General features: G+C 62.7%; 21 protein-coding genes. 6 read left to right on the top strand and 15 right to left on the bottom strand.

All coding sequences use genetic code 11. The features are described 5' to 3' along the window. Positions 1–55: 55 nt before the first annotated feature. The 9 genes from hflC to PG892_RS00240 all read right to left on the bottom strand — a co-directional run bounded on the left by hflC (position 56) and on the right by PG892_RS00240 (position 10,408). The gene (gene hflC / locus PG892_RS00280; protein ID WP_010673196.1) at positions 56–940 is read right to left on the bottom strand and encodes a protease modulator HflC; all 885 of its coding nucleotides are present in this window, start codon (positions 938–940) and stop codon (positions 56–58) included. A 3-nt stretch (positions 941–943) separates the two neighbouring features. After that, positions 944–2,095, bottom strand: coding sequence for an FtsH protease activity modulator HflK (gene hflK / locus PG892_RS00275; RefSeq protein WP_010673195.1), 1,152 nt, complete (start codon positions 2,093–2,095; stop codon positions 944–946). A gap of 93 nt (positions 2,096–2,188) precedes the next feature. Then, entirely contained in the window at positions 2,189–3,475 is a 1,287-nt protein-coding gene (gene hflX / locus PG892_RS00270; protein WP_270825072.1) for a ribosome rescue GTPase HflX, read from the bottom strand. A 63-nt stretch (positions 3,476–3,538) separates the two neighbouring features. Next, on the bottom strand, positions 3,539–3,802 hold the full coding sequence (gene hfq, locus PG892_RS00265) for an RNA chaperone Hfq (protein WP_011704864.1): 264 nt from the start codon (positions 3,800–3,802) through the stop codon (positions 3,539–3,541). Between the two features lie 72 nt (positions 3,803–3,874). Continuing rightward, positions 3,875–4,792, bottom strand: a complete 918-nt coding sequence (gene miaA, locus PG892_RS00260; protein WP_119197807.1) for a tRNA (adenosine(37)-N6)-dimethylallyltransferase MiaA — start codon at positions 4,790–4,792, stop codon at positions 3,875–3,877. Between the two features lie 92 nt (positions 4,793–4,884). Further along, complete coding sequence (gene mutL, locus PG892_RS00255; protein ID WP_119197354.1) at positions 4,885–6,768, bottom strand: DNA mismatch repair endonuclease MutL; 1,884 nt, start codon at positions 6,766–6,768, stop codon at positions 4,885–4,887. 105 nt (positions 6,769–6,873) lie between these two features. Next, entirely contained in the window at positions 6,874–8,391 is a 1,518-nt protein-coding gene (locus PG892_RS00250) for an N-acetylmuramoyl-L-alanine amidase (RefSeq protein WP_202395083.1), read from the bottom strand. Positions 8,392–8,414: 23 nt separating this feature from the next. After that, positions 8,415–8,888: a tRNA (adenosine(37)-N6)-threonylcarbamoyltransferase complex ATPase subunit type 1 TsaE gene (gene tsaE, locus PG892_RS00245; RefSeq protein WP_109111729.1), complete on the bottom strand. Its 474-nt coding sequence runs from the start codon at positions 8,886–8,888 to the stop codon at positions 8,415–8,417. A 17-nt stretch (positions 8,889–8,905) separates the two neighbouring features. Further along, positions 8,906–10,408 carry a bifunctional ADP-dependent NAD(P)H-hydrate dehydratase/NAD(P)H-hydrate epimerase gene (locus PG892_RS00240; protein ID WP_042016838.1) on the bottom strand — a complete coding sequence of 501 codons (1,503 nt, stop codon included), beginning with the start codon at positions 10,406–10,408 and terminating at the stop codon, positions 8,906–8,908. Between the two features lie 99 nt (positions 10,409–10,507). On the opposite strand from PG892_RS00240, the gene queG reads away from it, so the two are divergent. Together queG and ppgK are read left to right on the top strand one after the other, a co-directional pair. After that, the gene (gene queG, locus PG892_RS00235; protein ID WP_201890642.1) at positions 10,508–11,662 is read left to right on the top strand and encodes a tRNA epoxyqueuosine(34) reductase QueG; all 1,155 of its coding nucleotides are present in this window, start codon (positions 10,508–10,510) and stop codon (positions 11,660–11,662) included. An 83-nt stretch (positions 11,663–11,745) separates the two neighbouring features. Beyond that, a complete protein-coding gene (ppgK, locus tag PG892_RS00230; RefSeq protein WP_010673187.1) occupies positions 11,746–12,489 on the top strand; it encodes a polyphosphate--glucose phosphotransferase in 744 nt (247 codons plus the stop codon). A gap of 52 nt (positions 12,490–12,541) precedes the next feature. Here the strand turns inward: ppgK and PG892_RS00225 are convergent, their stop codons facing one another. Then, positions 12,542–12,997 carry a hypothetical protein gene (locus tag PG892_RS00225; RefSeq protein ID WP_010673186.1) on the bottom strand — a complete coding sequence of 152 codons (456 nt, stop codon included), beginning with the start codon at positions 12,995–12,997 and terminating at the stop codon, positions 12,542–12,544. 472 nt (positions 12,998–13,469) lie between these two features. On the opposite strand from PG892_RS00225, the gene metN reads away from it, so the two are divergent. From metN to rfaH, 4 genes are all read left to right on the top strand, one after another. Further along, positions 13,470–14,513: a methionine ABC transporter ATP-binding protein MetN gene (metN, locus tag PG892_RS00220; RefSeq protein WP_103261496.1), complete on the top strand. Its 1,044-nt coding sequence runs from the start codon at positions 13,470–13,472 to the stop codon at positions 14,511–14,513. Then, positions 14,494–15,147: a methionine ABC transporter permease gene (locus tag PG892_RS00215; RefSeq protein WP_029313844.1), complete on the top strand. Its 654-nt coding sequence runs from the start codon at positions 14,494–14,496 to the stop codon at positions 15,145–15,147. The genes metN and PG892_RS00215 overlap by 20 nt, the downstream gene beginning before the upstream one ends. A gap of 26 nt (positions 15,148–15,173) precedes the next feature. After that, a complete protein-coding gene (gene metQ, locus PG892_RS00210; protein ID WP_010673183.1) occupies positions 15,174–15,974 on the top strand; it encodes a methionine ABC transporter substrate-binding lipoprotein MetQ in 801 nt (266 codons plus the stop codon). Positions 15,975–16,071: 97 nt separating this feature from the next. Then, positions 16,072–16,572 (top strand): transcription/translation regulatory transformer protein RfaH, encoded by a 501-nt coding sequence (gene rfaH / locus PG892_RS00205; protein WP_010673182.1) that lies wholly within the window; start codon positions 16,072–16,074, stop codon positions 16,570–16,572. 167 nt (positions 16,573–16,739) lie between these two features. Here rfaH and PG892_RS00200 read toward each other — a convergent pair whose 3' ends face one another. The 5 genes from PG892_RS00200 to dgt form a co-directional block, all read right to left on the bottom strand. Then, positions 16,740–18,716, bottom strand: a complete 1,977-nt coding sequence (locus tag PG892_RS00200) for a methyl-accepting chemotaxis protein (protein WP_043152548.1) — start codon at positions 18,714–18,716, stop codon at positions 16,740–16,742. 37 nt (positions 18,717–18,753) lie between these two features. Then, complete coding sequence (locus PG892_RS00195; protein ID WP_270825071.1) at positions 18,754–19,965, bottom strand: EAL domain-containing response regulator; 1,212 nt, start codon at positions 19,963–19,965, stop codon at positions 18,754–18,756. Beyond that, the gene (locus tag PG892_RS00190; RefSeq protein ID WP_270825070.1) at positions 19,958–24,232 is read right to left on the bottom strand and encodes a transporter substrate-binding domain-containing protein; all 4,275 of its coding nucleotides are present in this window, start codon (positions 24,230–24,232) and stop codon (positions 19,958–19,960) included. The genes PG892_RS00195 and PG892_RS00190 overlap by 8 nt, the downstream gene beginning before the upstream one ends. Before the next feature lie 144 nt (positions 24,233–24,376). Continuing rightward, the gene (locus PG892_RS00185) at positions 24,377–24,580 is read right to left on the bottom strand and encodes a hypothetical protein (protein ID WP_041211124.1); all 204 of its coding nucleotides are present in this window, start codon (positions 24,578–24,580) and stop codon (positions 24,377–24,379) included. Positions 24,581–24,873: 293 nt separating this feature from the next. After that, positions 24,874–26,250 carry a dGTPase gene (dgt, locus tag PG892_RS00180; RefSeq protein ID WP_270825069.1) on the bottom strand — a complete coding sequence of 459 codons (1,377 nt, stop codon included), beginning with the start codon at positions 26,248–26,250 and terminating at the stop codon, positions 24,874–24,876. Between the last annotated feature and the right edge of the window lie 23 nt (positions 26,251–26,273).

Genomic DNA, 26,273 nt, shown 5'->3' with positions numbered 1-26,273 from the left:
GCCGGCAAACAAAAGGGCCTGAATCATCAGGCCCTTGGGTCATATCAACACATGTTTACTGCTTGTTGCCGTGCGGCGACTTGAGGTAGCGGAAGAACTCGCTGTCCGGTTTCAGGACCATGAGGTCGTTGCCACCGGCGAAGCTCTTGCGATAGGCCTCCATGCTGCGCACGAAACTGAAGAACTCCGGGTCCTTCTTGTAGCTGTCGGCATAGATCCTGGCGGCTTCGGCATCCCCTTCACCACGCAGTTGACGGGCATTACTCTCGGCGTCGGCGATCATCACGGTCACCTTGCGGTCGATGTCGGCACGCAGGATCTCGGCCTGCTCGCGGCCCTGTGAACGGTGTTCACGGGCAACCGCGGTCCGCTCGGCACGCATCCGCTGATAGATGGAGCTGGAAACTTCCACCGGCAGGTTGATCTGCTTGATGCGCACATCCACCACCTTGATGCCGAGCTCGGAGGAGCGCGCCATCTTCATCAGGGCATCTTCCATCACGGTACTGCGCTCGCCGGAGACGATGTCCTTGATGGTGCGGTTACCGATCTCGGAACGCAGGCCGTTGTTGATCTTGCGCTTGAGCAGGTCTTCAGCCTGGATCTTGTTGCCACCACCGGTCGCCAGGTAGTACTTGGAGAAGTCCTCGATCTTCCACTTCACGTAGGAGTCGATGATGAGGTCCTTCTTCTCGGACGTAACGAAGCGATCCGCCTGGCCTTCCAGAGTCTGGATGCGGGCATCCATCTTGCGTACCTGGTCGATGAGCGGCACCTTGAAGTGCAGACCCGGCTCGTACAGGCGCGGTTCACCGGAGTCGACCCGTTTCACCTTGCCAAACTGCACCACGATCCCCTTCTGTCCTTCATCGACGATGAAGATGGAAGAGAAGCAGACCATGGCGGCCACAGCGATGACACCAATAGCTAGCTTTTTCATCTATCAGTTTCTCCCTGTGCTGAAACGATCACCGCCACGCAGCGGGGTCGGAGTGGAGTTGGCCCCTTCGTTGGACGGCTGGGCCGCCTCGACTGCCGGGGTGCCCGCAGGACGTGCCGGTTGCACGGCATTCGCCTTGCCAGAGAGCTTGTCGAGCGGCAGATAGATCATGCTGTTGTTGCCAGCCGGCATGTCGACCACCACCTTGTTGGCCTGCTGATAGAGCTCTTCCATGGTTTCCAGGTAGATACGATCACGGGTCAGCTCGGGCGCGGCCTGATACTGGGGCAGTAGCTCGTTGAAGCGAGCGACTTCACCCTTGGCCTTCAACACGATCTGGGACTTGTAGGCTTCGGCCTCCTGCTCCAGACGTTTGACCTGGCCACGAGCCTTGGGCTCCACTTCACGGGCATAGGCTTCCGCTTCACGGATAAAACGCTGCTCATCTTCCTGGGCGGAGATGGCGTCATCAAACGCATCCTTCACCTCTTCCGGCGGACGCGCCGGCAGGAAGTTGACGTCCACGATCTGCAGACCCATCTGATAGGGCTCGATGATGCTGTCGATCACCTGCCAGGTTTCCTGACGCACCTTCTCACGACCCGTGGTCAGCACATCGTCCATCCGGGTGTGACCCACCACGTAGCGCAGGGCGCTGTCGGTGGCCTGGCTCAGGCTCTCGTCGGCGTTGGTCACGCTGAACAGGTACTGCTCGGGATCGACCACGCGATACTGCACGTCCATCTCGACCCGTACCACGTTCTCATCCTGGGTCAGCATGAAACCGGACGCCGGCAGGGAACGGACAGACTCCACGTCCACCGGGATCACCCGGTCGATGAAGGTCGGTTTCCAGCGCAGGCCGGGATCCACGTTGTGGGAGTATTCGCCAAAGCGCAGCACCACGCCTCGCTCGGCTTCGCGAATGGTGTAGAAGCCGCTGACGACCCACACCACCACGGCCACCACCAAGGCGATGGAGAGGCCGAACTTGCCGACGTCACCACCACCGGATTTGCCACCACCGAGCAGACCGCCAAAACGACGGCTCACCTTGCGAAGCATCTCGTCCAGATCAGGGGGGCCCTGATTCTTGCCGTTGTTCCCCCAGGGGTCACGGTCTTTGCCATTGTTACCAGGCTCATTCCAAGCCATCAGCGTCTCCATTAATACATGCGGATGGATATCATCTCTATCGGGCCACAGAGGGGCGATGAAGTCAGCAAACCAGTTATGTTCATCGACCCATCAATGCCTGATAAAGCGTTGTAAACTCTCACCTTCTTGTTTCATGAGGCGGTTCCAGTCAGCCAGTTGCAGGCGAACTTCCAGCACAAAGTCCCCCTCCTCGCTGAAACCTTCCTGCTCGATACCTTTCAGCCGATAGAGCGCACTGCGCAGTCTGGCGGCGGAAGGGGGCAGTTGCAGGGTGTGATGCACCATGGAGCCGGCCAGCAGTTCGGTCAGTGCCTGGAACAGGTATTCACTGCCCTCGCCAGTCTGGGCCGACAACCAGACTCGCACCGGTCGTCCAGCCTCATCCCGTTCAAGACCAGCCGGACGATCCCCCAGCTTGTCGATCTTGTTGCAGATCATCAGTTGGGGACGGTCATCCGCCTCGATCTCGGCCAGCACACGCTGGACCGACTCGATATTCTCCTGCATCTGTTCATCGGCACAGTCCACCACGTGCAGCAGCAGGTCCGCTTCGCGAGTCTCCTGCAGGGTCGCCTTGAAGGCCGCGACCAGATCATGGGGCAAGTGCCGAATAAATCCAACTGTATCCGCCAGGATCACATCACCCACATCCTGGATCACCAATTTGCGCAGGGTGGGGTCCAGGGTTGCGAACAATTGGTCGGCAGCATACACGCTGGCATCTGTAAGTTGGTTGAACAAAGTGGATTTTCCGGCGTTGGTATACCCCACCAGAGAAACGGTCGGCACTTCGTTGCGGTTGCGGGCACGGCGCCCCTGCTCCCGCTGCTTGGCCACCTTGTCGAGGCGGCGCAAAATGGCCTTGATGCGCTCACGCAGCAGGCGTCGGTCGGTTTCAAGCTGGGTTTCACCCGGGCCGCGCAGACCGATCCCCCCCTTTTGTCGCTCAAGGTGGGTCCAGCCTCGCACCAGACGAGTGGAAAGATGGCGCAACTGGGCCAGTTCGACCTGCAACTTGCCTTCGTGAGTGCGGGCGCGCTGGGCGAAGATATCGAGGATAAGGCCTGTTCTGTCCACGACCCGGCACTGGAACAGACGCTCCAGGTTGCGCTCCTGGGCGGGGGTCAGGGCATGGTTGAAGATGACCACGTCGGCGTCCAGCATCTGGACCTGGGACGCGATCTCTTCCGCCTTGCCGCTGCCGACAAAAAATTTGGCGCTGGGTGCGCTGCGACTGGTGGTGATCACCCCCAGTGCATTGACCCCGGCCGAGCTCACCAGCATCTTGAGCTCGTCCAGATCCTCCCGCTCGCCCTCATCGCTGAAGTTGACATGTACCAGAACGGCCAGTTCACCAGCTTCGTAACGGTCAAACAAGCGCTTGCTCCTTGACAGGTATCATGATGGATCTGAGTTGGCGAGTGAACTCGCCGCAGGATATCACGCCTCGGCTTCACCCTGCTCTTCACCGGCGGCGCCCGGGGCGTGCTGGTGATGGTTGACGGCACGGGCCGGCACCACGGTGGAAATGGCGTGCTTGTAGACCATCTGGCTCACGGTGTTCTTCAGCAGAATGACAAACTGGTCAAACGATTCGATCTGACCCTGCAGTTTGATACCGTTCACCAAATAGATAGAAACAGGAATACGCTCACGGCGCAGCGCATTCAAAAACGGGTCTTGGAGAGATTGCCCCTTAGCCATCTTTCTTTTCCTTATAGTTTGTTGTTTTTAAACACCGGATATTCAATATAACAACCTGATTATACAGGAGTGTCAAGCCGGACCAGCTTGGGCGACGACCCTGGCCAGATTGCCAGACTCACCAGATTCCAACCAGGTCACATCAGGCCAACCGCGCAACCAGGTCATCTGACGCTTGGCCAACTGGCGGGTGGCAACAATACCGCGATAACGCATCTCATCATACTCGACTTCCCCCGCCAGGTAGTCCCACATTTGGCGGTATCCCACGCAGCGAATGGAGGGAAGATCCGGGGTAAGATCCCCCCGCTCGTAAAGCGCCCTGACCTCCTGCTCGAAGCCGCTGCCCAGCATCTTGTCAAACCGCTGTTCGATGCGCTGGTGCAGCACGGCCCGATCCCTCGGCGCGATGGCAAACTGCAGCGCCCGGTAGGGCAGCCCCTCTCCCTGTACCTGGGTCAGCTCGGTGAGGGTCTTGCCGCTGATGCGGTAAACCTCGAGCGCCCGGCACAGGCGCTGGGGATCGTTGGGGTGGATGCGTGCACCGGCCACCGGGTCGATGCGCACCAGTTCGTCGTGCAGCGCCTGCCAGCCGAGGCGGGCAGCATCTTCCTCGATGCCGGCCCGAATGGTGGGATCGGCGGAAGGCAGCGGAGAAAGCCCCTCCAGCAGCGCCTTGAAATAGAGCATGGTGCCGCCCACCAGCAGCGGAATGCGGCCACGGTCGGCGATCTCTTTCATCTCCCGCAGGGCATCCTTGCAAAAATCCGCCGCCGAATAGCTCATGGCGGGATCCAGGATGTCGATCAGCCGATGCGGGGCCTGCGCCAGCTCGGCTGGCGTCGGCTTGGCGGTGCCTATGTCCATGCCGCGATAGATGAGCGCAGAGTCCACGCTGATGATGTCGCAGGGCAGGGCCTGGCACAGTTCAATGGCGAGATCCGTCTTGCCGGAGGCCGTCGGCCCCATCAGAAAAATTGCAGTCGGCAAGTCAGCCACGTTAAACACTCCCTTCGGCCGCCCCTTCACGGGCGAGCCGGCATAAAACTGGTCATATGGATGCAACAGACGACGAGACGCCGTCAGTTGCCATCGGCAAACTCGGCCAGCACGTTCGCCAGCGACAACGGGCGCACCATGCGAACGTCTGCCAGTTGGTCACTGAAATCGGCAACAAGTTCCGTCAACAACCGGGTGGCAGTGGCAAAATCGTATATTTTTTCGTCACTTATGCCTTGTTCCACCAACCACTGGCATAGTACCCCAGCCTGCGCGTCGGCATCACTGTCAGATCCGCTCTCGACCAGTTGCAACAATTCGGGTAAGAGGCGGGCCAGATCGGTCTGGCGCAGCAGGGCGGGCACCCGAGTCAGGATCATGGTGTCGCGCCCCCCGCTTTTCAACTCCAGCCCCATGCGTTTGAGCAGGCGTTCCCGCTCCTCCACCAGGGCTACCAGGTTTTTCGGCAACTTGAAGGAGACCGGCAGCAATAGAGGCTGGGCCGCCAGCCCCTGGCCCCAGGCATCCAGCAGCCAGTGGCGCAACAACAGACGCTCGGCGCGCACCAGGGAGAGCAGCGCCAGCTGCCCCTGACGCTCCATCAGCAGATAGGCCTGCTCGACCAGGCTCAGGGCGCGCCACTCCCCCGTTCGGGCTGGCGTCTCGACGGCACCGCTCTCGGCTCCGGGCCGGGATGCCGGCGTCGCCACCTCGGGCAGGGTGGTGAGCAAGGCGCCCATGCCTCGCATCGCGGCCCGGCTCGGGGGTTCGGGAGGCTGGTAGTGTCCTCCCCTGCCACCACCGCCTTCCCGCACGCCGTCGCCATCTCGTGCAGGGGCAGGAGCCCGATAGCCGTGTTCGGCACCGTACCACTCGGTGCGCGGCGCCTGACCCGGATAGGTGATCTCCGGGCTGCCCGGCAGCTCGACCTGGGTCTCGGCCAGGGGTTCATCGGTGGCGCTCCCTGCTCCGTCCTGGCGCAGGGCGGTAAACAGCGCCTGGAAGATAAAATCGTGGATGAGACGCGCCTGATGGAAACGCACTTCGTGCTTGGCCGGATGGACGTTGACGTCCACCTGGCGGGGATCCAGCTCGATATAAAGCACATAGGCCGCGAAGCGATCGGCGGGCAGCAGCTCGTCATAGGCCTGGCGGATGGCGTGATTGATGAGCTTGTCCCGCATCATGCGGCCATTGACATAAGTGTATTGCAGGTCGTTCTGCGGCCTGGCCCCTGCCGGAGTGGCCAGCCAGCCCCACAACCGCACGTCGCTGTGTTCGCTCGATACCGCCAGGGCATGGTGCATGAAGGGGGAGCCGCAGACGGCGGCAAGGCGGCGCTCCTGCTCCGCCACCGTGTTGGCCGCCTTGTACTGGCGCACCACTTTGCCGTTGTGACGCAGGATCAGGGTGGCGTCGAAGCGGGAGAGCGCGATGCGGCGCACCAGTTCGTCGATGTGGGCAAATTCGGTCTTTTCGCTGCGCATGAACTTGCGCCGCGCCGGGGTGTTGAAGAAGAGATCCACCACCTCCACCGTGGTGCCCACCGGGTGGGCCGCCGGCTTGACGGTGACGCTCATCTCACGCCCTTCCGCCTGGGCCTGCCAGGCCTCGCTCTGCTCTGCCGTACGGGAGGTGAAGGTGAGGCGGGAGACGGAGCTGATGGAGGCGAGCGCCTCCCCGCGAAAGCCCAGGCTGTTGATCCCTTCCAGATCGTCCAGGGTCGCCACCTTGGAGGTGGCGTGGCGCGACAGCGCCAGCACCAGCTCATCCCTGGCGACACCGCAGCCGTTGTCACGAATGCGGATAAGCTTGGCGCCTCCCTTGTCGATGTCGATCTCGACCCGGTCAGCCCCCGCATCCAGGCTGTTTTCCACCAGCTCCTTGACCACGGAGGAGGGCCGCTCCACCACCTCACCGGCAGCAATCTGGTTGGCCAGAATCGGCGGCAATATACGGATTGGCATCGCTTGCTCCTGCAGATGAAAAAGGGGAAGAGGTGGACCTGGCGCCATCAATGCTCACCGCCCCTCCCTGCCATCGGCAGAGAAGGGCGGCGTTCTTCACCCGCGCTATTTTCGCGGAATATAGAGCACCTGCCCTATCTGGATGTCCCGCGACTTAAGCTTGTTGATCTCCACCAGTCGCGCCTGACTCACCCCATGTTTCTCGGCGAGCCGGGAGAGACTCTGACCACGGGTGACCACGTGGCGGATCATGTTGGACTTGTCGTTGCTCTGCACGCTGGCTACCGGCGCACTCGGCTCCTGGGCTGCGACCTTGTAAGGTTTGATCACGCCGGCACCGGAGGCGCTGCCGACGCTGCTGACCGGGGCGCCGCCCTCACCGACGCGATAGGGCTCGCTCGCCGGCATCCGGTTGGTCACGACCTGCTGCGTTGGCTGGGCAGCCGGCTTGCTGACAGCGACCGGCTTGTTGGCAGGCGCCTGACGCGGCGGGGCAGCAACCTGGCCCTTGCCGGTGAGCATGGGCCCCTTGGTCGGATGACTGCGGTAATAGTTGCGGATCCCCTCGAAGATGGCCCGGGCCAGCTGATCCTGATAGCTGGCGGTGGCCAGCAGCTTCTCCTCGGCGTGGTTCGAGATAAAGCCCGTCTCCACCAGTACCGAGGGGATGTCCGGCGCCTTCAGCACCGCCAGACTCGCATGTTCCGGCGCCTTCTTGTGCAATCTGGCCACCCGCCCGAGCGAGCGCAGGATCTGGCGGCTGACGTCATAGCCTTCGGCCCTGGACTTGTCCATGGAGAGATCCAGGAAGGTCTGCGCCAGATAGGGGTTGGGATCAGACTCGGCCAATACCTTGCCAACGCCTCCCAGCAGTTCCCCCTGTTTCTCCTGCTTCTCGAGCCAGCTACCCATCTCGCGGTTGGCGCGGTTGGTCGACAGCACCCAGACGGAGGCGCCGCGAGGAGTCGAGTTGTGGAAGCTGTCGGCATGCACTGACACCAGCAGGTCTGCCTTGGCCTTGCGGGCAATCTCGGAGCGTTTGTTGAGATCGACGAAGTAGTCGCCACGGCGGGTCAGCACGGCGCGCATGCCGGGCTCCCGGTCGATGAGGGTCGCCAGCTTCTGGGAGACCGCCAGGGTCACCCGTTTCTCGTAGGTGCGGCGCGGGCCGATGGAGCCCGGGTCTTCCCCGCCGTGACCAGGATCGATGGCGATGACGATGGCCTTGCCGTGCCCCCCGACGGGAGCGGGCTGCGCCGCAGCGCTCCCCTTCTCTTCATAGGGAAGATCGATCACCAGACGGTGGCCATAGGGACCTGCCGGCGCCAGCGGGAAGACCACCGGCTTGATGGCAGAGCCGAGATCCAGCACCAGTCGCAGGCCGCCCTTCTCCAGCGGCGTGCTCTCGCGGATCTTGCGCACCAGCTCGCTCTTGTTCTCGATGCGGGCCAGGTTGGTGGCGTTGCTCGCCCCTTTCAGGTCGATGACCAGACGGTTCGGACCGGTCAGGGTGAAGTAGTTGAAATTGGGGGCGCTGCTCATGTCGAGCACCACCCGGGTGTTGTCCGGTGATGGCCACACCCGCACACTCTTGAGCTGATTGGCCCAGGTGGGCAATGCCATCAGGGAGAGAACAAAAACAAGGATCACGCGCACTGAGATGACAACCGTTCTAGAATGGCTTCGCCGATAGCAGTGCGGGCATCAATCTGCACCGCGCGCTGCTCGTTTGCATAACTCAGGGTGATCTCGAGATCCGGGGCTGGCAGCCAGCCCTCGCCCTTCTCTGGCCACTCCACCAGGCAGAGGGTATCGGCGGCGAAATAGTCGCGAATGCCCATGAACTCCAGCTCTTCCGGGTCGGCCAGTCGATAGAGATCGAAGTGATAGACCTGCCACTGGGCAAGCTCATAGGGCTCCACCAGGGTATAGGTCGGACTCTTGACCTTGCCCTCATGACCCAGTCCCTGCACCCAGCCTCGGGTCAGGGTGGTTTTGCCGGCCCCGAGGGCACCGTGCAGAAATACCGTGGTGGCCTGTTGGCACGCCTTTGCCAGACGGCCACCCAGCGCCACTGTTGCTGCCTCGTCCGGCAGTGTCATCATCAAGGTTTTTGCCATGTTCTTCTTGTTACTTGTTACTGTGTCGGATTGACCAGACGACGGATCCAGGGCAGCAGATCCGATGCCAGCATGCCCCTCTCACCCTCGGCAGCGGCCAGATCGGCGGCCTCTGCGTGGATCACGGCCCCGAGTCGGGTGGCCATGCCCGCAGACCAGCCCTGAGCCAGAAGGGCGGCGATTATACCAGACAAGAGGTCACCCATGCCGCCACTGGCCATGCCGGGGTTGCCCTCGTCGCACAGGGAAATGCGCCTGCCGTCGCAGATGAGCGACCCCGCCCCCTTGAGCAACACCACACCACCGTAGCGCTGTTGCAGTCGCGAGACGGCCGCAAACCTGTCCCCCTCGACCTCGGCGATGGAGCAACCCAGCAGGCGAGCCGCCTCCCCGGGGTGGGGCGTGAGCACCCAATTATCCTGATGACGGGGGGCCTGCGCCAGCCAATTCAATCCATCGGCGTCCAATACCAGTGGCACGGCGGCTCCGATGCCCTGTTCGAACCGGGCCCGGCCCCACCCATCCTGACCGAGCCCGGGGCCCAGTACCTGCACCGATGCCCACCCTTCATCCATGTCCGCCGGGCATCCCATCAGCTCGGGTTGAACCAGGCTGGCCGCCGGGCAATCCGGGTGCTGGCGCAGGCGTACCAATCCCGCCCCCGCCCGCAGGCAGGCCTGACCCGCCAGCAGAATGGCCCCCTGCATGCCGAGGTTCCCCCCCGTCAGCAGTACCTTGCCGCTGTGTCCCTTGTGAGCCGAGCGCCTGCGCGGGGTCAGCAACCCCTTGAGGCTGGGATAATCGATCCGCTCGGCAGCGGGAACCCGTTCCTCCCCCGGCGTCACTCCCAGGGGATCCCGGTCGAGGTGGCCGACTCCGTCCACCCCGTCGGCGGTGAGCATGCCCTGCTTGATGCCGATGAAAGTGAGGGTGCGGGTGGCACGCACCAGTGCGCCCATGGCGCGGCCGGTGTCGGCATTGAGACCGGAGGGGAGATCCACCGCCAGCACGGGCGCGTTCAAGCCATTGATTGTTGCGACGATCTTTGTCATTGACGAGGAGAGGGGAAGCTGGACGCCGGTACCGAGCAGTGCGTCTATGACCAGATCCGGCGGCGGCAGCGTGGCGGGCAGCAGATCCTCGGCCATGGTCACGCTCCCCCCCGATGCGAGCCACTCTTCGGCAGCCCGCCTGGCATCTCCCCTCAGCAGGCCGGGAGCCCGGGCGGCAATCACCAGAGGTTCGAGGCCGATGCGCCGGGCAAGGCGGGCCAGCACGTAGCCATCCCCACCGTTGTTGCCAGGGCCGACGAAGATCCACCACTGGCGGCTGTCGGGCCAGTGGTGACAGGCATAGTTGCACAGCGCATTCCCGGCCCGCTCCATCAGCACATAGAGGGGCAACCCCTCCTGCTCGGCCCAGCGCCGTTCCATGCTGCGGATCTGCTCGGCCCGCCACAGGGGTTGTGCTAGACTCTCCCACTCATTTTTGCGGATAGCGTCCCCGAACACCTCTACCATGACGGCCCCCACGTTTCATCATCCCATGACCCGGCAACTGGCACGCCATATTGCCGCCCTGCGCCTGCCACACTCCTACAGGCAGAGGGGGGATGCTGCATGACGGCTGCCGAACTTGCGCAACTGGCCCACGATATCAAGCTCTGGGCAAGGGAGCTAGGATTTGACCAGGTCGGCATCGCCGACACCGACCTCACCCTGGAAGAGCCAAGGTTGCAGGCCTGGCTGGATGCCGGTTATCACGGGACCATGGACTACATGGCGCGCCACGGCATGATGAGGGCCCGCCCCCACGAGCTGTTGCCGGGCACCTTGCGGGTCATCTCGGTGCGGATGAACTACCTCCCGTTCGAGGCGGGCTTTGCCGCCACCCTGCGCAATCCCACCCTCGGCTACATCAGCCGCTATGCCCTCGGCCGCGACTACCACAAGGTGCTGCGCAACCGGCTCAAACAGTTGGGGGAGCGCATCGAGCTGCGGTGCGAAACCCTGTTGCAGGCGGCGGGACAAACCCTGGGCGAGTGGCGCCCCTTCGTCGACTCGGCCCCTATTCTGGAAAGGCCGCTAGCGGCCAAGGCGGGCCTTGGCTGGGTGGGCAAGCACTCGCTGCTGATCAACGAGTCCGCCGGCTCCTTCTTCTTTCTGGGAGAATTGCTCATCGCCCTGCCGCTGCCCGTGGATACCCCGGTGGAGAAGGAGCTGTGTGGCAAGTGCGTGGCCTGCATCAATATCTGCCCCACCGGTGCCATCATCGCCCCCTATGTGGTAGACGGACGGCGCTGCATCTCCTATCTCACCATCGAGAACGACGGCCCCATTCCCGAGGAGTTCAGGCCGCTCATGGGCAATCGCATCTATGGCTGTGACGACTGCCAGCTCATCTGCCCCTGGAACCGCTATGCCAATGCCAGCCCGGAGCCCGACTTCAGCCCGCGCCCCAATCTGCACCGCCCGCCCCTCTTGACCTTGTGGGGCTGGAGCGAGGCCGAGTTTCTCAAGCACACGGAAGGCAGCCCCATCCGCCGCATCGGCTATCAGCGCTGGCGCCGCAACCTGGCGGTGGCCCTTGGCAACGGACCGGCCAGCAGCGAGGTCCTGGCCGCCCTGCAACAGGCGCTGCCTGAGGCGGCGCCCATGGTGGCCGAGCATATCGAGTGGGCGCTGGCGACCCTGGCCAGGCGTCAGCAGGAAGAGAATAAAAAGACGCGATTGCTGATCCGCTGCATCGAAAAAGGTCTGCCGGATCACGCATAAGTGATCTGGCCCTTGCCGGATCGCAGCCATTTTTTCATGCTCTGCCGACCATTGAACATCGGCACAATAAAAGGAAGATTCTGATGCAGATGCTGGGAGTAGATATTGGGGGGTCCGGGATCAAGGGCTGCCTGGTCGACACCGAAACCGGGGAGCTGATTGGCGAACGCCACCGCATCGCCACACCGCAACCGGCAACCCCGGCCGCCGTGGCACACACCCTCAAGGCGCTGGTCGAACACTTCCAATGGAAGGGTCCCGTGGGGTGCGGTTTTCCCGCCACCATCCACAACGGCATCGCCAAGAATGCCTCCAACATCGACAAGAGCTGGATTGAGACCGATGCCGCCCACCTGTTTGCCGATGTGACCGGCCTGCCCTGCCATGTCCTGAACGACGCCGATGCGGCCGGTCTGGCGGAGATGCGCTTTGGCACCGGGCAGGATCGCCAGGGCGTCATCATTCTCATCACCGTCGGCACCGGCATCGGTACCGCCGTCTTCGTCAATGGTCAGTTGCTGCCCAATACCGAGCTGGGTCACCTGATGCTGGAAGGCATGGTGGCCGAACACTATTGCTCCGATGCGGTGCGCAAGCGCGAGGATCTTTCCTGGGGCCGCTGGGGCAAACGTTTCAACAAATACCTGGCTCGCCTGGAGTTTCTGTTCTCCCCCGACCTCTTCATCCTGGGGGGCGGCAGCGCCGCCAAGCTCGACAAGTTCATCGACAAGATTGAGACCCGGGCTCCCCTGGTGGCGGCCGCGAACCTCAACCAGGCCGGCATCATAGGCGCCGCCCTCTATGGCGCGGCCCGGCAAGGGGGCTGACCGCCAGCAACATCAGAAGACCCGGCCCGTGCCGGGTCTCTCTCATCCGGGCTCAGAGATCGTCGAGGCGATGAGCACCGTGTACCAGACGGGTCAGGCGGGATTGGGCCATGGAGGCCAGGGCTTTCAGCAGCGCCGCCGTGTCGGGCGTGGGGCACTCCCGGGCCAGACGTTCCAGCTCGCCGATGAGCCTCTCCTCCTGGCGTGACACCAGGGCCACTATCTCCGCGGGCTGGGTTGTGGCGGGCAGTGCCAGACGATCCCCCTCGGCCAGCAGATCCTCGCCAAATCCCTGATCCAGCCAGGTCTCCTTCACCGCGCTTCCCATCTGCTCGCGATAATCGTGCAGATGAGCCGCCGCGGCATCCTCCCGCCCTTGCAAATAGGCCAGCAACATCCTGCTGCGCTCAGCATCCACCCGGGGGATCTGGCGCCCGTAAATGTGCCCTTGCCGATGATGAAGCTCCTCGAGATAGAGCATCAGGTCCTTGATCTGTTGGAATCGCATCTCGCCTCCCTCCTGGCATCTACCTGCAGCCAGTATAGGGAGCTGGCATGTCGACACGGCCACGAACTGGTCATTTATTGTTCTGCATCAAGGAGATGGAAAAGAAAACAGAAAAAGAGACGGCAGGAGGAAGGGGAAACCGGCAGCGATGCTGCCCGGACGACCGGGTACCTTGTCCGAAGGGGAGACATCAAATCGACGACATAAAAGATATTTACCAGCTTATATTCGGACTAATGTCATCAAATCGGAATCTTATATTGATGCTGGTGGTTATACCTCCACACCATAGTCAAATGGCGGGAATCCTTATCCATTTTTTAGACGTCTAGACGTAAAAACATGCGTTGACACAGCCATCCGGACATCTTAGCATCATCCTCCATGATGACAGAGCTACCCAGTGAAACCTCTGCCCAATTTACCCGCCTGTAGCGCCCTGTGCTTTAAGGCTGTTAGCACGGAAGAATCCATGATTAAGTTGATCGGTCTCAACAAAGTCTACGGTAAAGGCAGTGATGCCGTGCACGCCCTGCGTGACGTGAGCCTGCATGTGCCCCAAGGCAAGATCTTCGGGGTGATCGGTGCCTCCGGTGCCGGCAAGAGTACCCTCATCCGCTGCGTCAACCTGCTGGAGCGCCCCACCGAGGGGCAGGTCATCGTCGATGGCCAGGACCTGGTCGCCCTCAGCGAGCGGGATCTGACTCAGGCTCGCCGCCAGATCGGCATGATCTTCCAGCACTTCAACCTGCTGGCCTCTCGCACCGTCTCCGCCAACATCGCCTTCCCGCTGGAGCTGGCGGGCTGGAGCAAGGACAAGATCCAGAGCCGGGTCAGCGAACTGCTGGCCCTGGTCGGGCTGGAAGCCCGTGCCCACGCCTATCCGTCCGAGCTCTCCGGCGGGCAGAAGCAGCGCGTCGCCATCGCCCGTGCCCTGGCACCGGCTCCCAAGGTCCTGCTGTGTGACGAGGCCACCTCGGCCCTCGACCCGCAGACCACCCGCTCGATCCTGACCCTGCTCAAGGAGATCAACGTCAAGCTGGGGCTCACCATACTGCTCATCACCCACGAAATGGACGTGGTGAAGGGGATCTGCGACGAAGTGGCCATCATCAGCGACGGCCATCTCATCGAGCAGGGGGAAGTGGCCTGGTTCTTCAGCAATGCAAAGACCCAGCTGGCCCGGGATTTCATCCACTCCACCATCCACCTGGAAGTGCCCCAGGAGTATCAGGATCGGATGAGTGCCGAGCGGGTGCCCGGCAGCTATCCCCTGGTGAAGCTCGGCTTTACCGGGACCACGGTGGATTCGCCGCTGATTTCCGAGGCGAGCCGCCGTTTCAACATCGACATCAGCATCCTGAGCGCAGACATCGAATACGCCGGTGGCGTCAAGTTCGGCTTCCTGCTGGCGGAACTGTTCGGGGACGAGGCCCAGTGCGAGGCCACCCAGCAGTTCCTCATCGACAACCACATTCAGCTGGAGGTAATGGGTTATGTCCGAAGCAATGATTAATCTGCTGATTTCGGCTCTGGGCGACACCCTCATCATGGTGTTTGCCTCCGCCCTGTTCGGCTGCCTGCTCGGCCTGCCGCTCGGCGTGGCGCTGCACGTGACCAAGGCGGGCCAGATCCTGGCCAATCCGCTGCTCAACAAGGTCCTGGGCGTCATCGTCAACGTCGGTCGCTCGGTGCCCTTCATCATTCTGCTGGTCGCCATCATTCCGTTGACCCGCTTCATCGTCGGCACCAGCATCGGCACCATCGCCGCCATCGTGCCGCTGACCGTGGGCTGTATTCCCTTCATCGCCCGCCTGGTGGAAGGGGCCCTGATGGAGGTGCCTGACGGCCTGCTGGAAGCGGCCAAGGCCATGGGGGCCAAACCCCTGCAAATCATCGCCAAGGTGCTGCTGCCCGAGGCCCTGCCGGGGATCCTCAACAGTGTCATCATCACCCTCGTCACCCTGGTGAACTACTCCGCCATGGCAGGTGCCATCGGAGGCGGTGGTCTCGGTGATGTGGGTATTCGCTACGGCTACCAGCGTTTCGATCCCACCGTCATGCTGGTCACCGTGGTCATTCTGGTGGTGCTGGTTCAACTCATCCAGAGCGCGGGTGAGCGCCTGGTCAAACAATGTGATCATCGTTAATCGTCGATTTCTGACAGGAGGTTTTTATGAAATTGGGCATCAAATCCGCAGCAGCTGCGCTGCTGGCAACCCTGGTACTGGTCGGTTGCGGCCAGAAGGAAGAGAACAAGACCCTGAAGGTGGGCGCCATCGCCGGTCCCGAGACCGAGCTGGTTGAGACCGCGGCCAAGGTGGCCAAGGAAAAATACGGCCTGACCGTCGAAGTGGTCACCTTCTCCGACTACGTCACCCCGAACGTGGCCCTGAACGACGGCAGCGTCGACGTCAACGCCTTCCAGCACAAGCCCTACCTGGATGCCCAGATCCGTGATCGCGGCTTCAAGCTGGTGCCGGTCGGCAACACCTTCGTCTACCCGATCGCCGGTTACTCCAAGAAGGTCAAGGCCCTGTCCGAGCTGAAAGACGGTGCCCAGATCGCGGTGCCGAACGATCCGACCAACCTGGGTCGTTCCCTGATCCTGCTGGAGAAGCAGGGCCTGCTGAAGCTGAAAGAGGGTGCCGGTCTGGAAGCGACCGTACTGGACATCGCCAGCAACCCGCGCAACTTCAAGATCGTCGAGCTGGAAGCCGCACAACTGCCGCGCTCCCTGGAAGACGTGGATCTGGCCATCATCAACAACACCTTCGCCGGTCAGATTGGTCTGACCCCGACCGAGAACGGCCTGTTTGTCGAAGACAAGGAGTCCCCCTACGTCAACCTGATCGTTGCTCGCGAGAACAACAAGGACGACGAGAAGGTCAAGGAGTTCGTCCAGTCCTTCCAGACCGACGAGGTCTTCAAGAAGGGGACCGAGCTGTTCAAGGGCGGTCTGGTGAAAGGTTGGTAATCACTCACTCTGGAAAAAAGGCCACGTCAAGCGTGGCCTTTTTTTTTACCCCCGTTATCATAGCCACAAGCACGGCAACACGAAAAACAGAACAACAATGAAGAAATGGTATCTGGCCTACTGCAAACCCAAGGAAGAGGCCCGCGCCCGCGCCCATCTGGCAGCCCAGGGCGTTGAATCCTATTACCCCATGGTCGAGATTGAAAAACTGCGGCGAGGCAAGCGCGTGCCCCAGCGCGAGCCCATGTTCCCCAACTACCTCTTCATCTACGTGGATCTGGAAGAGGTCACCCCGGTCACCCTGAAATCGACCCGGGGCATCAGTCGCATCATCCACTTCGGCAAGGAGTGGACCCCAGTCAGCAGCCAGCTGATCTACCGGCTCATGAGCCGGGACGACAGCGACGAGGCGCGCGCCAGCTATGCCCGCCTGCCGACCCAGGGAGACAAGGTACTTATCGAATCCGGCCCCCTCGCCGGGTTTGAAGCCATCTATCTGGAACCGGATGGCGAAAAGCGGGCCATCCTGCTGGTCAACCTGCTCAACCAGGAGACCTGCAGCAGCTTCGAAAACCAGGCCTTCCGCCGCCTGGAGTGACCCGTCCTGCCGGCAGAAAGAGCCACAGGGCAGTACACAAGACACCATCCCCCAGCTTCCGAACGGTCAGGACCGCACCTGCGGCGTGCATCCTTCCACCACCAGGTTTTCGGGCCGAAAAAAACGGGGCAGACCCAGAGGTCTGCCCCGTTTTTCTCTCACTTGCGTCAGGCATCCAGTTCGAAGCGGCTGATGGCCGATGTCAGTCTCCCGGTCTCCCGGGTCAGGCGGGCGGCGATCTGCTCCCCCTGCTGGCCATGCTCGCTGGACTGATGGCTGAGCCCGGCAATCTCCTCCACCGTGCCCGCCACCTCCTGCGCCGCCCTTGACTGCTGCTCGGTGGCGGTGGCGATGGCGGCAAGCTGGCCGCTGAGATCCTGCACCAGCGTCGCCATCGACTCCAGAGTCTCGGTCACCGAGGCCACGGCGCCGCGCCCCTGCTCCACCAGCAGGGTGCCGCTGCCCACGGTATCCGCGGTCTCCCGGGTCTGCTGCTGGATGCTGGCAATGGTCTGGTTGATCTCCATGGTCGATGCGCTGGTGCGGCTGGCCAACTGCCTCACTTCATCGGCCACCACGGCAAATCCCCGTCCCTGCTCACCGGCCCGCGCCGCCTCGATGGCCGCATTGAGTGCCAGCAGATTGGTCTGCTCGGCGATGGTGGCGATCACTTCGGTGACCCTCCCCACTTGCTCGCTCTGGCTGCTGAGCTGCGTCATCGCCTGGTTTGCCTGGGCAATCATGGCACCAATCTGCGCCATGGTGGTCCCCATGCGGGCGAGGGCCTGCTCCCCCTCCCTTGCCTGTTGCTCGGTCTGGCGAGCCGCTCCCGCCGCGTCCGCAATGTTGCCCGCCACATCCCGGGTACTGACCGACATCTGCTCGATGGCGGCTGCCACCGCATCGAGCCGCTGATTCTGGCTTGCCAGATCATCCACGATGGCATTGGTGGTCTGGCCCACCTCGCGGCCAGCCCCTTCCACCTGACCGACCGCCCCCTGGATCTCCCCCACCAGCTCGCGCAACTGTGCCGACATCCGGTTGATGGAGCCCGTGAGCCCTCCCAGCTCATCCTGACGAAGCACGGGCAAGGGGGTGACGGGGAGGCGGCCATCGGCCACCAGGCCCGCCCGTTTCACCAGGCTGGCGATGTCCCGGGTCAGGCGTCGGCTGAACAGCAGGGCCACCAGGGTGCCCAGCAGGATGACGCTGGTGGTGGCCAGCAGCAGGGTGCGGTGAATGGTCTGACTGGCGGCCGCCATCTCCCCCGCCATCTTGTCCACCTCGGCACGGGTATGGGTCACCTGGGTCGCCAGCTGATCCGCCAGCCGGGTCAGGGCAGGCTCTATCTCGGTGGCCATCAGGTGGTTGGCCCTGTCCCAGTCCGGGGCCTGGCGCTTCTCGATCACCTGGCCGACCAGCTCGGCAAAGGGGGCTGACATCTCTTCAAAGAGCGTCCAGAGCCCCTTTTGTGCCTCGGTGAAGTTGGCCTCTTGCTGCTTCAGCTCGGCCACCCGCTGCTGGTGGAACTGGTAGTAGTCCCGGTACTTGTCCAGGTACTCCTTCTCCCCCGAGATGAGGAAATCCCGCAGGGCGGAGAGCGCATTGCCCAGGCTGTTGTAGGCATCCCCCACCTGCTTGAGCAGCAGGCGCCTGTCACCGGGCAACGTCGCCTGGGGCGTTGCCACCTCTTCATTGGCAAAAGACTGCAACTGATCGAGGGCCGACTCCGCCAGAGGGCCGGCCTCCAGCAGCATCAGGGTGTGGGCGGGCAGGTTCTCTTCGGTGTGAGCCAGGGCCCACACCTGTGACTGTGCCCCCTTGAAATCCTTGAGTGCCCGGGTCAGGTCGGGGGTGAAACGCTGGCGCTCGATGGCGTGCCAGGCCTCTTCCCACTCCTGCTTGATGCGATCACCCTGTGCCGGATCCTTGCCGAGGATGAGATAGGCCCGCAGGGATGAAACGGTGGCAATCAGGGCTTTCTGGCTCGCCTCGTCCCGCTGCAGGGCGGGCAGGGCCTGGGCCAGCAAGGCATCTTGCGAGCCTTCGATCCGGCCGAGCTGATGATAGACAAGGGCGGAGGAGAGAATGATGAGCAGGTTGATAAAACAGAAGCTCAACAACAACTTGCTTGATATTTTCATGGCCATCCTTGGAATTCGTCGGGCATCCTGCCCGGGATTAGCGTCTGATGAGCGCGGGCAAACGAGCTTGCCAACCCTGATGCCATCCCATCAGCTCCTCGCGGGGCATGGGACGGGCGGAGAAGAAGCCCTGGCATTGATCGCACCCCAGCTTCGCCAGCAATTGCCAGGTCGCCTCATCTTCGACCCCCTCGGCCACCGATTTCAAGCCCAACTTGCGAGCCAGCTCGATGCTGGACTCGATGATGGCTAGGCGAGAGGGATCTTCATAGCAGCGATCCACGAAGGATCTGTCCAGTTTCAACTCGGTAAAAGGGAGCAGGGCAAGCTGCTGCATGGAGGAGTAGCCGGTCCCGAAATCATCGATGGAGAGACCAAAACCGTGCATCCGCAAGCGGGTCAGCACCTCCAGCGACTTGCCGAGATCCTTGACGAAGGCGCTCTCGGTCACTTCGAGGGTGATGAGCTCGGGGTTGATGCTCCAGCGCTGGCAGTGGCTGAGCAGGGTGTTGCACAGATCCCCCTCGATGAGGGAGGTGGTGGAGAGGTTCATCGACAGGTTCAGGGAGAGCCCGGTCTTCTCCCACAGGTGGCCGTCCCGCAGCGCCTTGCCGATGATCACCTCGGTGAGCGGGTCGATGAGCCCGTTGTGCTCCGCCAGCGGAATGAAACGGGCCGGCGAGATGAGGCCATATTCGGGGTGCTGCCAGCGGGCAAGTGCCTCCATGCCGAGCCACTCCCCGTTGTGAAAACCCACCTTGGGTTGATACCAGGGCAGCAACTGGTCCTGATCCAGCGCCCGGCGCAGCTCATCCAGGGTCAGGTGATAACCATCCTCTTCCTGGCTGCGCACCTGCTGGGGCCGCCAGGCACCGATGAGCTGCGCGATCTGCTGGGGAGACGCGGGTTTCTCGATGCGCCCCAACACCTGCAGGCCATAGGCCCGGCTCATGCGCAGCACGGCATCGACCACGTCATCCTCCAGGGCGCTGCACAGCACAATGCCGCCGCGGAACCCGCCAAGGGAGAGGCGGCGCAGCAGCGCCATGCCATCCATGCCCGGCATGCGCAGATCGCAGAACAGGATGTCGACCCTGTGGTGCTGGCACTGTGCCAGCGCCTCCTCCCCGTCCTGCGCCTCCAGCAGGTTGCCGTAGCCCAGTCCGCGGATCTGGTGCATCAGGGCCTTGCGCTGGAAGTTGAGATCCTCCACCACCATGATCGCCAACTCATGCCGTGCGCTATTCATCGAGCCATAACCCCGTTTCACCTCTGATAGAGTCCATCAATGCCTGTACCGCCCTGGCCAGGTCATCGAGCTTGTCCAGTTGTTTCAATCTGGCCGCCGCCTCCAGCCGGGCCGCCTCCTCTGCCAATGCCTGCTGTCCTACCATGCGCGCGGCCCCCTTGATGCGATGTGCCGTCTCCACCAGCGCCTGGGTATCCTGGCTGGCCAGCGCCAGCCTCATGTCCTCGCCATCCTGCTCGTTGGCTTCCAGGTATTCGCTGGCCATGCTGCGAGCCACCGCCTCATCCCCGAACAGGGTCAACCAGCTTATGCCTGGCAGCTGAACCCTGGCTTGCCGGGGCGCCTCCGAGGCGAGCTGTTCTTCCTGAGTCGGCAACCAGCGTCCCAGGGTCTGGCTCAGGGCATCCAGGCTGTAGGGCTTGAACAGCATGTCGTTCATGCCGGCATCACGCATCTGTTGGCTCGCCTCCTCAGAGGTATCGGCCGTCACCCCGATAATGGGAGCACTGTCCCCGGCATCCCGCAAGGCTCGAGTGAGGGCATAGCCATCCATCACCGGCATGTGGCAGTCGGTCAGCAGCAGGGCGAAGTCCTGCCCCTGCCAGGCGCGCAGCGCCTCCTCGCCATCTTCCACCACCTCGGACTCGAGCCCCAGGATAGCGAGCTGTCTCGTCAGCAATGCCCGGTTGACGGGGTGATCATCGGCCACCAGCACCCGCCCCCTGAGCTTCTCCCCCTCCATCCCCATCGACTGGCTCGCCTGCTGGTTGAACAGTGACTGGCAGGTTTCCAGCAACAGATCGGGGTAGAGGGGCGATTGTCCCAGTCGCCACCAAGCGTCGCCCCCCATGCGCCCCCGCAGGGCCTCATGGGGAGAGAGTACTATGCCCTTGAGGTTCGAACGCTGCAAACAGGCCAGCCAGTCACTGCCAAGGGCCTGTTCCAGGTGATTCTCCTGCGCCAGCAGATGCCCCTCGAGGGGCTGCTGCCAATGGTGTGCCTCCATGCGAACCAGTCTGGCGCCCAGCCTGACCATCACTGATTCCAGCCCCTCATCCTCCCCAAACCACCACCATACCTGACCGGTCAGGGGCGGCGCTTCCCACTGGCACTCGGCCAGGGGCAGCGTGAAGGTCACGCAGGTGCCCATTCCGGGGGTACTCTCCAGGGTCAGGCTCCCCCCCATTTTCTGGGTGAGTTGATGACAGATGGCAAGCCCAAGCCCGGTGCCGCCAAACCGGCGATTGGTGTCGGACTCCACCTGCTTGAAGGGGATGAAGAGGGTGCGCTGCTGCTCCAGGGCGATGCCGATCCCGGTATCCCGGACCCGGAAGGCCAGCCGGTCGTCTTCATAATCCACCTGGATGGCGATCGCCCCTGCCTCGGTGAACTTCACCGCGTTGTTCAACAGATTGGAGATCACCTGCCCCACCCTTATCCCGTCGATGCAGGCCAGATCCGGCACCGTCTTCCCCCACCGCAGCGTCACGTTGAGCCCTTTGCCATAGGCCAGGGCCGCATGTCCCCGGATGACATCGCAAATCACCGAGGTCAGGCGGCAGTGATGGGGGTGCAGTTGCAACTGCCCGGCTTCCATCTTGGAGAAGTCCAGGATGTCGTTCACCAGATAGAGCAGATGGTTGGTGGAGGTCGAGATATTGCGCAACATGTAGCGCTGATCGTCATCCAGCGCGCTCATTTGCAGCAGCTCCAGCATGCCGTGCATGCCGGAGATGGGAGTGCGAAGCTCATGACTCATGGTGGCGAGGAAGCGGCTGCGCGCCTGGGTCGCCTCCTCCGCCACCCGCCTGGCCTGGCGCAGCTCCAGCTCCTGGCGCTTGAGCTTGGTGATGTCCTGCACCACGCCGTTCAATATGACCCCTTCAAGCCCCTCTTGGTGAACGAAGTGACCACGGATCTGCAAATAGCCCGCCTCCCCCTGACGCCGGATCTCCACCTCGAGATCAAGCGGCTGCATGCTCAGGGCATGACGATCCACCGTGGCCACGAAGTCCTGGTGCGCCTTGCCTGTCATCCCCAGGATGGAGGCACCGGTGACCGCCATGCCGGCCTGCTCCTCTTCGACCCCCACCATCTCCCTGACCCCTTGCGAGGTGTAGAGGAAGTGCCCCTTGCCCGGCCCAAGCCAGTGATACTGATAGACCAGACCCGGCATGCTGTCGGTGATCTGGGTCAGCCGGGTCTGCGCCTCCTGGGCCGCAAACCGCGCCTGCTCCAGCTCGGTCACGTCGGTCAGCACGGTCAGGATCCCGAGCCGATTGTCATCGGGCCCCGCAAAGAGCCGCTTGGTGTAGATCATCTGGTGCAGGCGATCGTCATCAAACCGGATCTCGCCCCGTCCATGAAGCTCCTCTCCGCTCTCCCAGACGCTGGCATCCTCCTCCATCACCCTGGCGCGGATCGACTCGGGCAATCGATCCTGGAGCAACCGCTCATAGGAGCCCGTCAGGTTCTCCCCGCCGAGAAACATCTGCCGATACGCCCGGTTCGTCATTGCCACTTCATAGCGCTCGTTGGTCAGCACCACCTGGTTGGGCAGGGCATCCAGCATCATCTGGACAAACATCAACTGCTCCTCGAGCCGCCGCTCGGCCTCCCGCCGCTGGCTGATCTGGCGGCGCAGCGTCCGGTTCCAGCCCATGAACAGCAAGAGGCAGAGCAGGAAGATGCCGCCGCCAAGGGAGGACCAGAGCAGCACCGTCTTCGGATCCAGTCCCGTCTGTATGGTCAGGGAGAGCCACTTTTTCTCCAGGGCGGAGAGCTCGTCGGGGGGAATGGCGATCAACACCTTGGTGAGGATCTGCTGCAGCATGGGGTCCTGCAACTGGGTCGCCATGGCGATGGGTACCCGCAGGTCGCTGCCGGAGAAGACCACCTGGTAGCGGTCGCTGAATCCCTTTTGCAGCGACTGCTCCAGGGTGGTGGTGCTCATCAGCACATAGTCAACCTTCTGCTGGTCCAGCAGGGGCAGCAATTCGGCATCGCTGGCCACCGGCACGGCGATGGCCCCCACCTCGTTCAGCAAGACCTGCTCCACCGAGCCCCCTACCATGCCCACCCTGTGCCCTTTCAGTGCCCTGGCGGCGGTGAGCTCGGCCATCCCCTGCCTCGCCACGACCACCCGGTTGATCGACGCGTAGTTGGGGGTAAACCGGGCAAACTGCTGACGCTCCGCGGTGGGAGTCATGGCAGGGATGAGATCCAGCTTGCGATCCTGGAAGAGCGCCATGCTCTGGGCCCAGCTCCGGGTCGGCACCAGGGTGAACTGAAGCCCGGCACGCTGGCTCATCAGTGTCAGCAGATCGGCAATGAGCCCCTTGAGCCGCCCCCTGTCGTCCACCTCGCTCATCCCGGGCCAATCCGGGGCAACCCCGTAGCGGATGACCGGATGTGCTTGCAACCACGCCTGCTCCTGCGGATTGAAGACGATCTCCCTGCTCCTTTTCACCAGGGCATAGTCGAGGATATCCCCCGCCTCCAGAATGGCGCGACGCTCCAAGGGAGAGATATCCTCGAGGGCCCGCTCCAGCAATCCCTGCAAGACATCATTCCTGGGTGCCACGGCCATGGCGAGGGAGGTATCCCTCATCCAGTCGATCCTGGCCAGCGCCATGCCCGCCATGGCTTGCAGCCTGTTCAGCATGGGCAGCTCGGCCAGATAGGCATCCGCCTTGCCCTCCTTGAGCATGAAGATCGCCTCGTCCCGGCTGTCGGCCGTGATCAGGTTCGAGATCCCAAGGCGCAGCAGCTCATCGCAGGCGCTGACACCGAAGACGCAGACCCAGCGCACCCCATAGGCCTCCTCCAGGGAGAGGCTCTCCCGCCCCCCCGTCAGCAGCACGGCGCGGGGCAGTGCCATCAGCTCGGAGGTAAATTGCATCTGCAGGGTGCGGGTCGGGCTCGGTGCCACCCCGATCAACATGTCGACCTTGCCATCCAGCAAGGCCTGCTGGACCGCCGCATTGTTGACGTAGGCACGGTAGCGAAGGCTCACCCCCAGCCTGGCTGCAATCTGGGAGGCGAACTCATCCAGGGGGCCGGTGAAATTGCCGCGTCCATCGGTATAGACATAGGGTGGCCAGGCCGCCGAAGGCATGCCGACGACCAGTTCATCATGGGTGGCAAGCCAGCGCAGTTCGTCCAGGGTGAAGTTGCTCTGGTCCAGTTGCGCCGGCGCAGCCGCAACCATCAGGCTCCAGAAAGCCAGACCACATAGCAGGATGAGACGACAGCAGCGGCGGAACATTATCAACTCCCATACGAAACGGAGGTGGATCATAGAGTGTTTGGCGCAATGTGCGACAACTAAATTGAGACAATGCTCATCAGGAAAGAAAAATGGCAGGCCCAGGCCTGCCATCCACCAGGTCGGGGGCCAGGCCCCCTCCCATCAGGTTATTCGGTTCCCGAGCCGGAAACCGGTTTGAAACTCCCGCTCACGGATGTGGGCGATCTGCACTTCCTTGCCTTCCAGCCCGATGTCTTTGAGCAGGGCAGGTGAAAGATGCAGGTAGCTGACGCGACGCTCCAGCCGGGTGATCCTTTTTTGAACCAGGGTCTCTACGTGGCGCAGCAGGGCGAGTTCGATAGACATAATATTCTCCAGTTGAACGTGCGGTTCCCCCGGAGAGAGGTGATCACCCTGCGGGACAACCGCGGGTGATGAAAAAAGCAGGTGTTACCTGTCCCCTCCACGCGGCAAATAAAGAGCACGAGTCTTCGCGCTGCCAGAGCAGCGATCGAACGCAACGTTGAACATGGAATGTTGCATGGTCGTCTCCTTACCGTGTGAAAGTTGAACAAGTTGCCGCAGTGTAAAAAAACACCGAATTTTACGCAATATCTCTCCCACCCATATGGGTGGAATGCGGCCAAAAAGAGGTTCAGTCAAATCCCTGACAACAGCCGGAACTCCTCCAGTGCATAGGTATCCGTCATGCCGCTCACATAATCGAGCAGCAGCCGCACCCGGTAGTACCACTCCTGCTCGCTCTCCTTTTCGAAACGGGGATCCCGGCTCGCCACCGCCAGCCGGTACGCCTTGAGGTGGCGGGCAGAGAGGCGGTGGAACAGCCGCCGGGCAAAGAAGAGCTCGCTCCCGCCGTTGCCTGCGAGCAGCCGCTCGAACTGGCTGACGGGCAGGGCCAGCAGGCAGGCGTAGGTGGAGAGCACCCCGCGCAGGGCGGCATAGCCTTCCAGCTCCAGCGCCTCCACCTCCGGGCGCATGAACACCAGCTCGCGAGCCACCCGCTTGAGGGTATCGAGTACCCGGGCTGCCGGAGCCTGACCGTGCAGCAGCGCCTGGGGATAGGCCCCGCTCAGGATCTGATCGTGCTCGGCCACATAGGTATGGGCGGCCAGCGCCACCAGATCCCGGGTCAGATGCTGGCGAAAATGGGGGAAGAACCCCCGACCGGAGGCAAGCGCCTCATCGAGCAGGTCGGCCATGTAACCGCCCTCGTCCGCCTCGCGCAGGGCTGCCAGCAGTTCGTTCTGGGTGAGGATGTGCCTGTCCACCGCATCCTCGAGATCGGCGATGCAGTAAGAGATGTCGTCCGCCGCCTCCATGATGTAGACCAGCGGATGACGGCACCCCTCGGCCAGCCCCAGGCTCTGGCCGAGGGCACGATAGAGGGGTTGTTCGCTGAAGAAGATGCCGCGCTTGCTGGTCCAGCCGTGGTGCTGACCATAGCCCTGGGGATGGTGCAATCCCGGCAGGGGCTGCTGCGGGTATTTGCACAGCGCCGCCAGTTGCCCCAGGGTGAGGTTCAGCTCGTGCAGGCTGTGCACCAGTCGCAGGCTCTGGGCATTGCCGTCAAACACCAGCAGATCCTGGCGAAGGGTTGCCCACTGGGCGCTCGGCAACTGGTCGTGGGCACGGGTGAAGAGGCCGTCCAGCTCCTGGGCAAGCCACTGACTCATCACCTGCTCGCCGAAATGGCCAAACGGCGGGTTGCCGACATCGTGCAACAGGCAGGACATCTCCACCAGATTGATGAAGGCCCCCTCGCACACCACTCCGGCCGGCAGCGCCGCCAGGATGCGGCGACTGATCTGGCGACCGGTCTCCTGCACCTCCAGCGAATGGGTGAGGCGGCTACGCACCGAGGCTTTCACATCGAGCGGGAAGACCTGGGTCTTCTGCTGCAACCGACGCACCGGCGCCGCCTGCACGATGCGGGTGCGGTCCTGCTCCGTCGCCTCCAGCAGGTCTTCGTCTCCCCAGGGGTGAATGCGCTCGGGGGGGATCAAACGGTCATACATGTCGTGGCTCCTTGCCTGAGGCG

The sequence above is a fragment of the Aeromonas sp. QDB68 genome (assembly GCF_027707405.1).
GTDB classification, from domain to species: Bacteria; Pseudomonadota; Gammaproteobacteria; order Enterobacterales; family Aeromonadaceae; genus Aeromonas; species Aeromonas caviae.
Note: the sequence above shows the minus strand (reverse complement) of the source record. Positions and strands in the feature narration are given on the sequence as shown.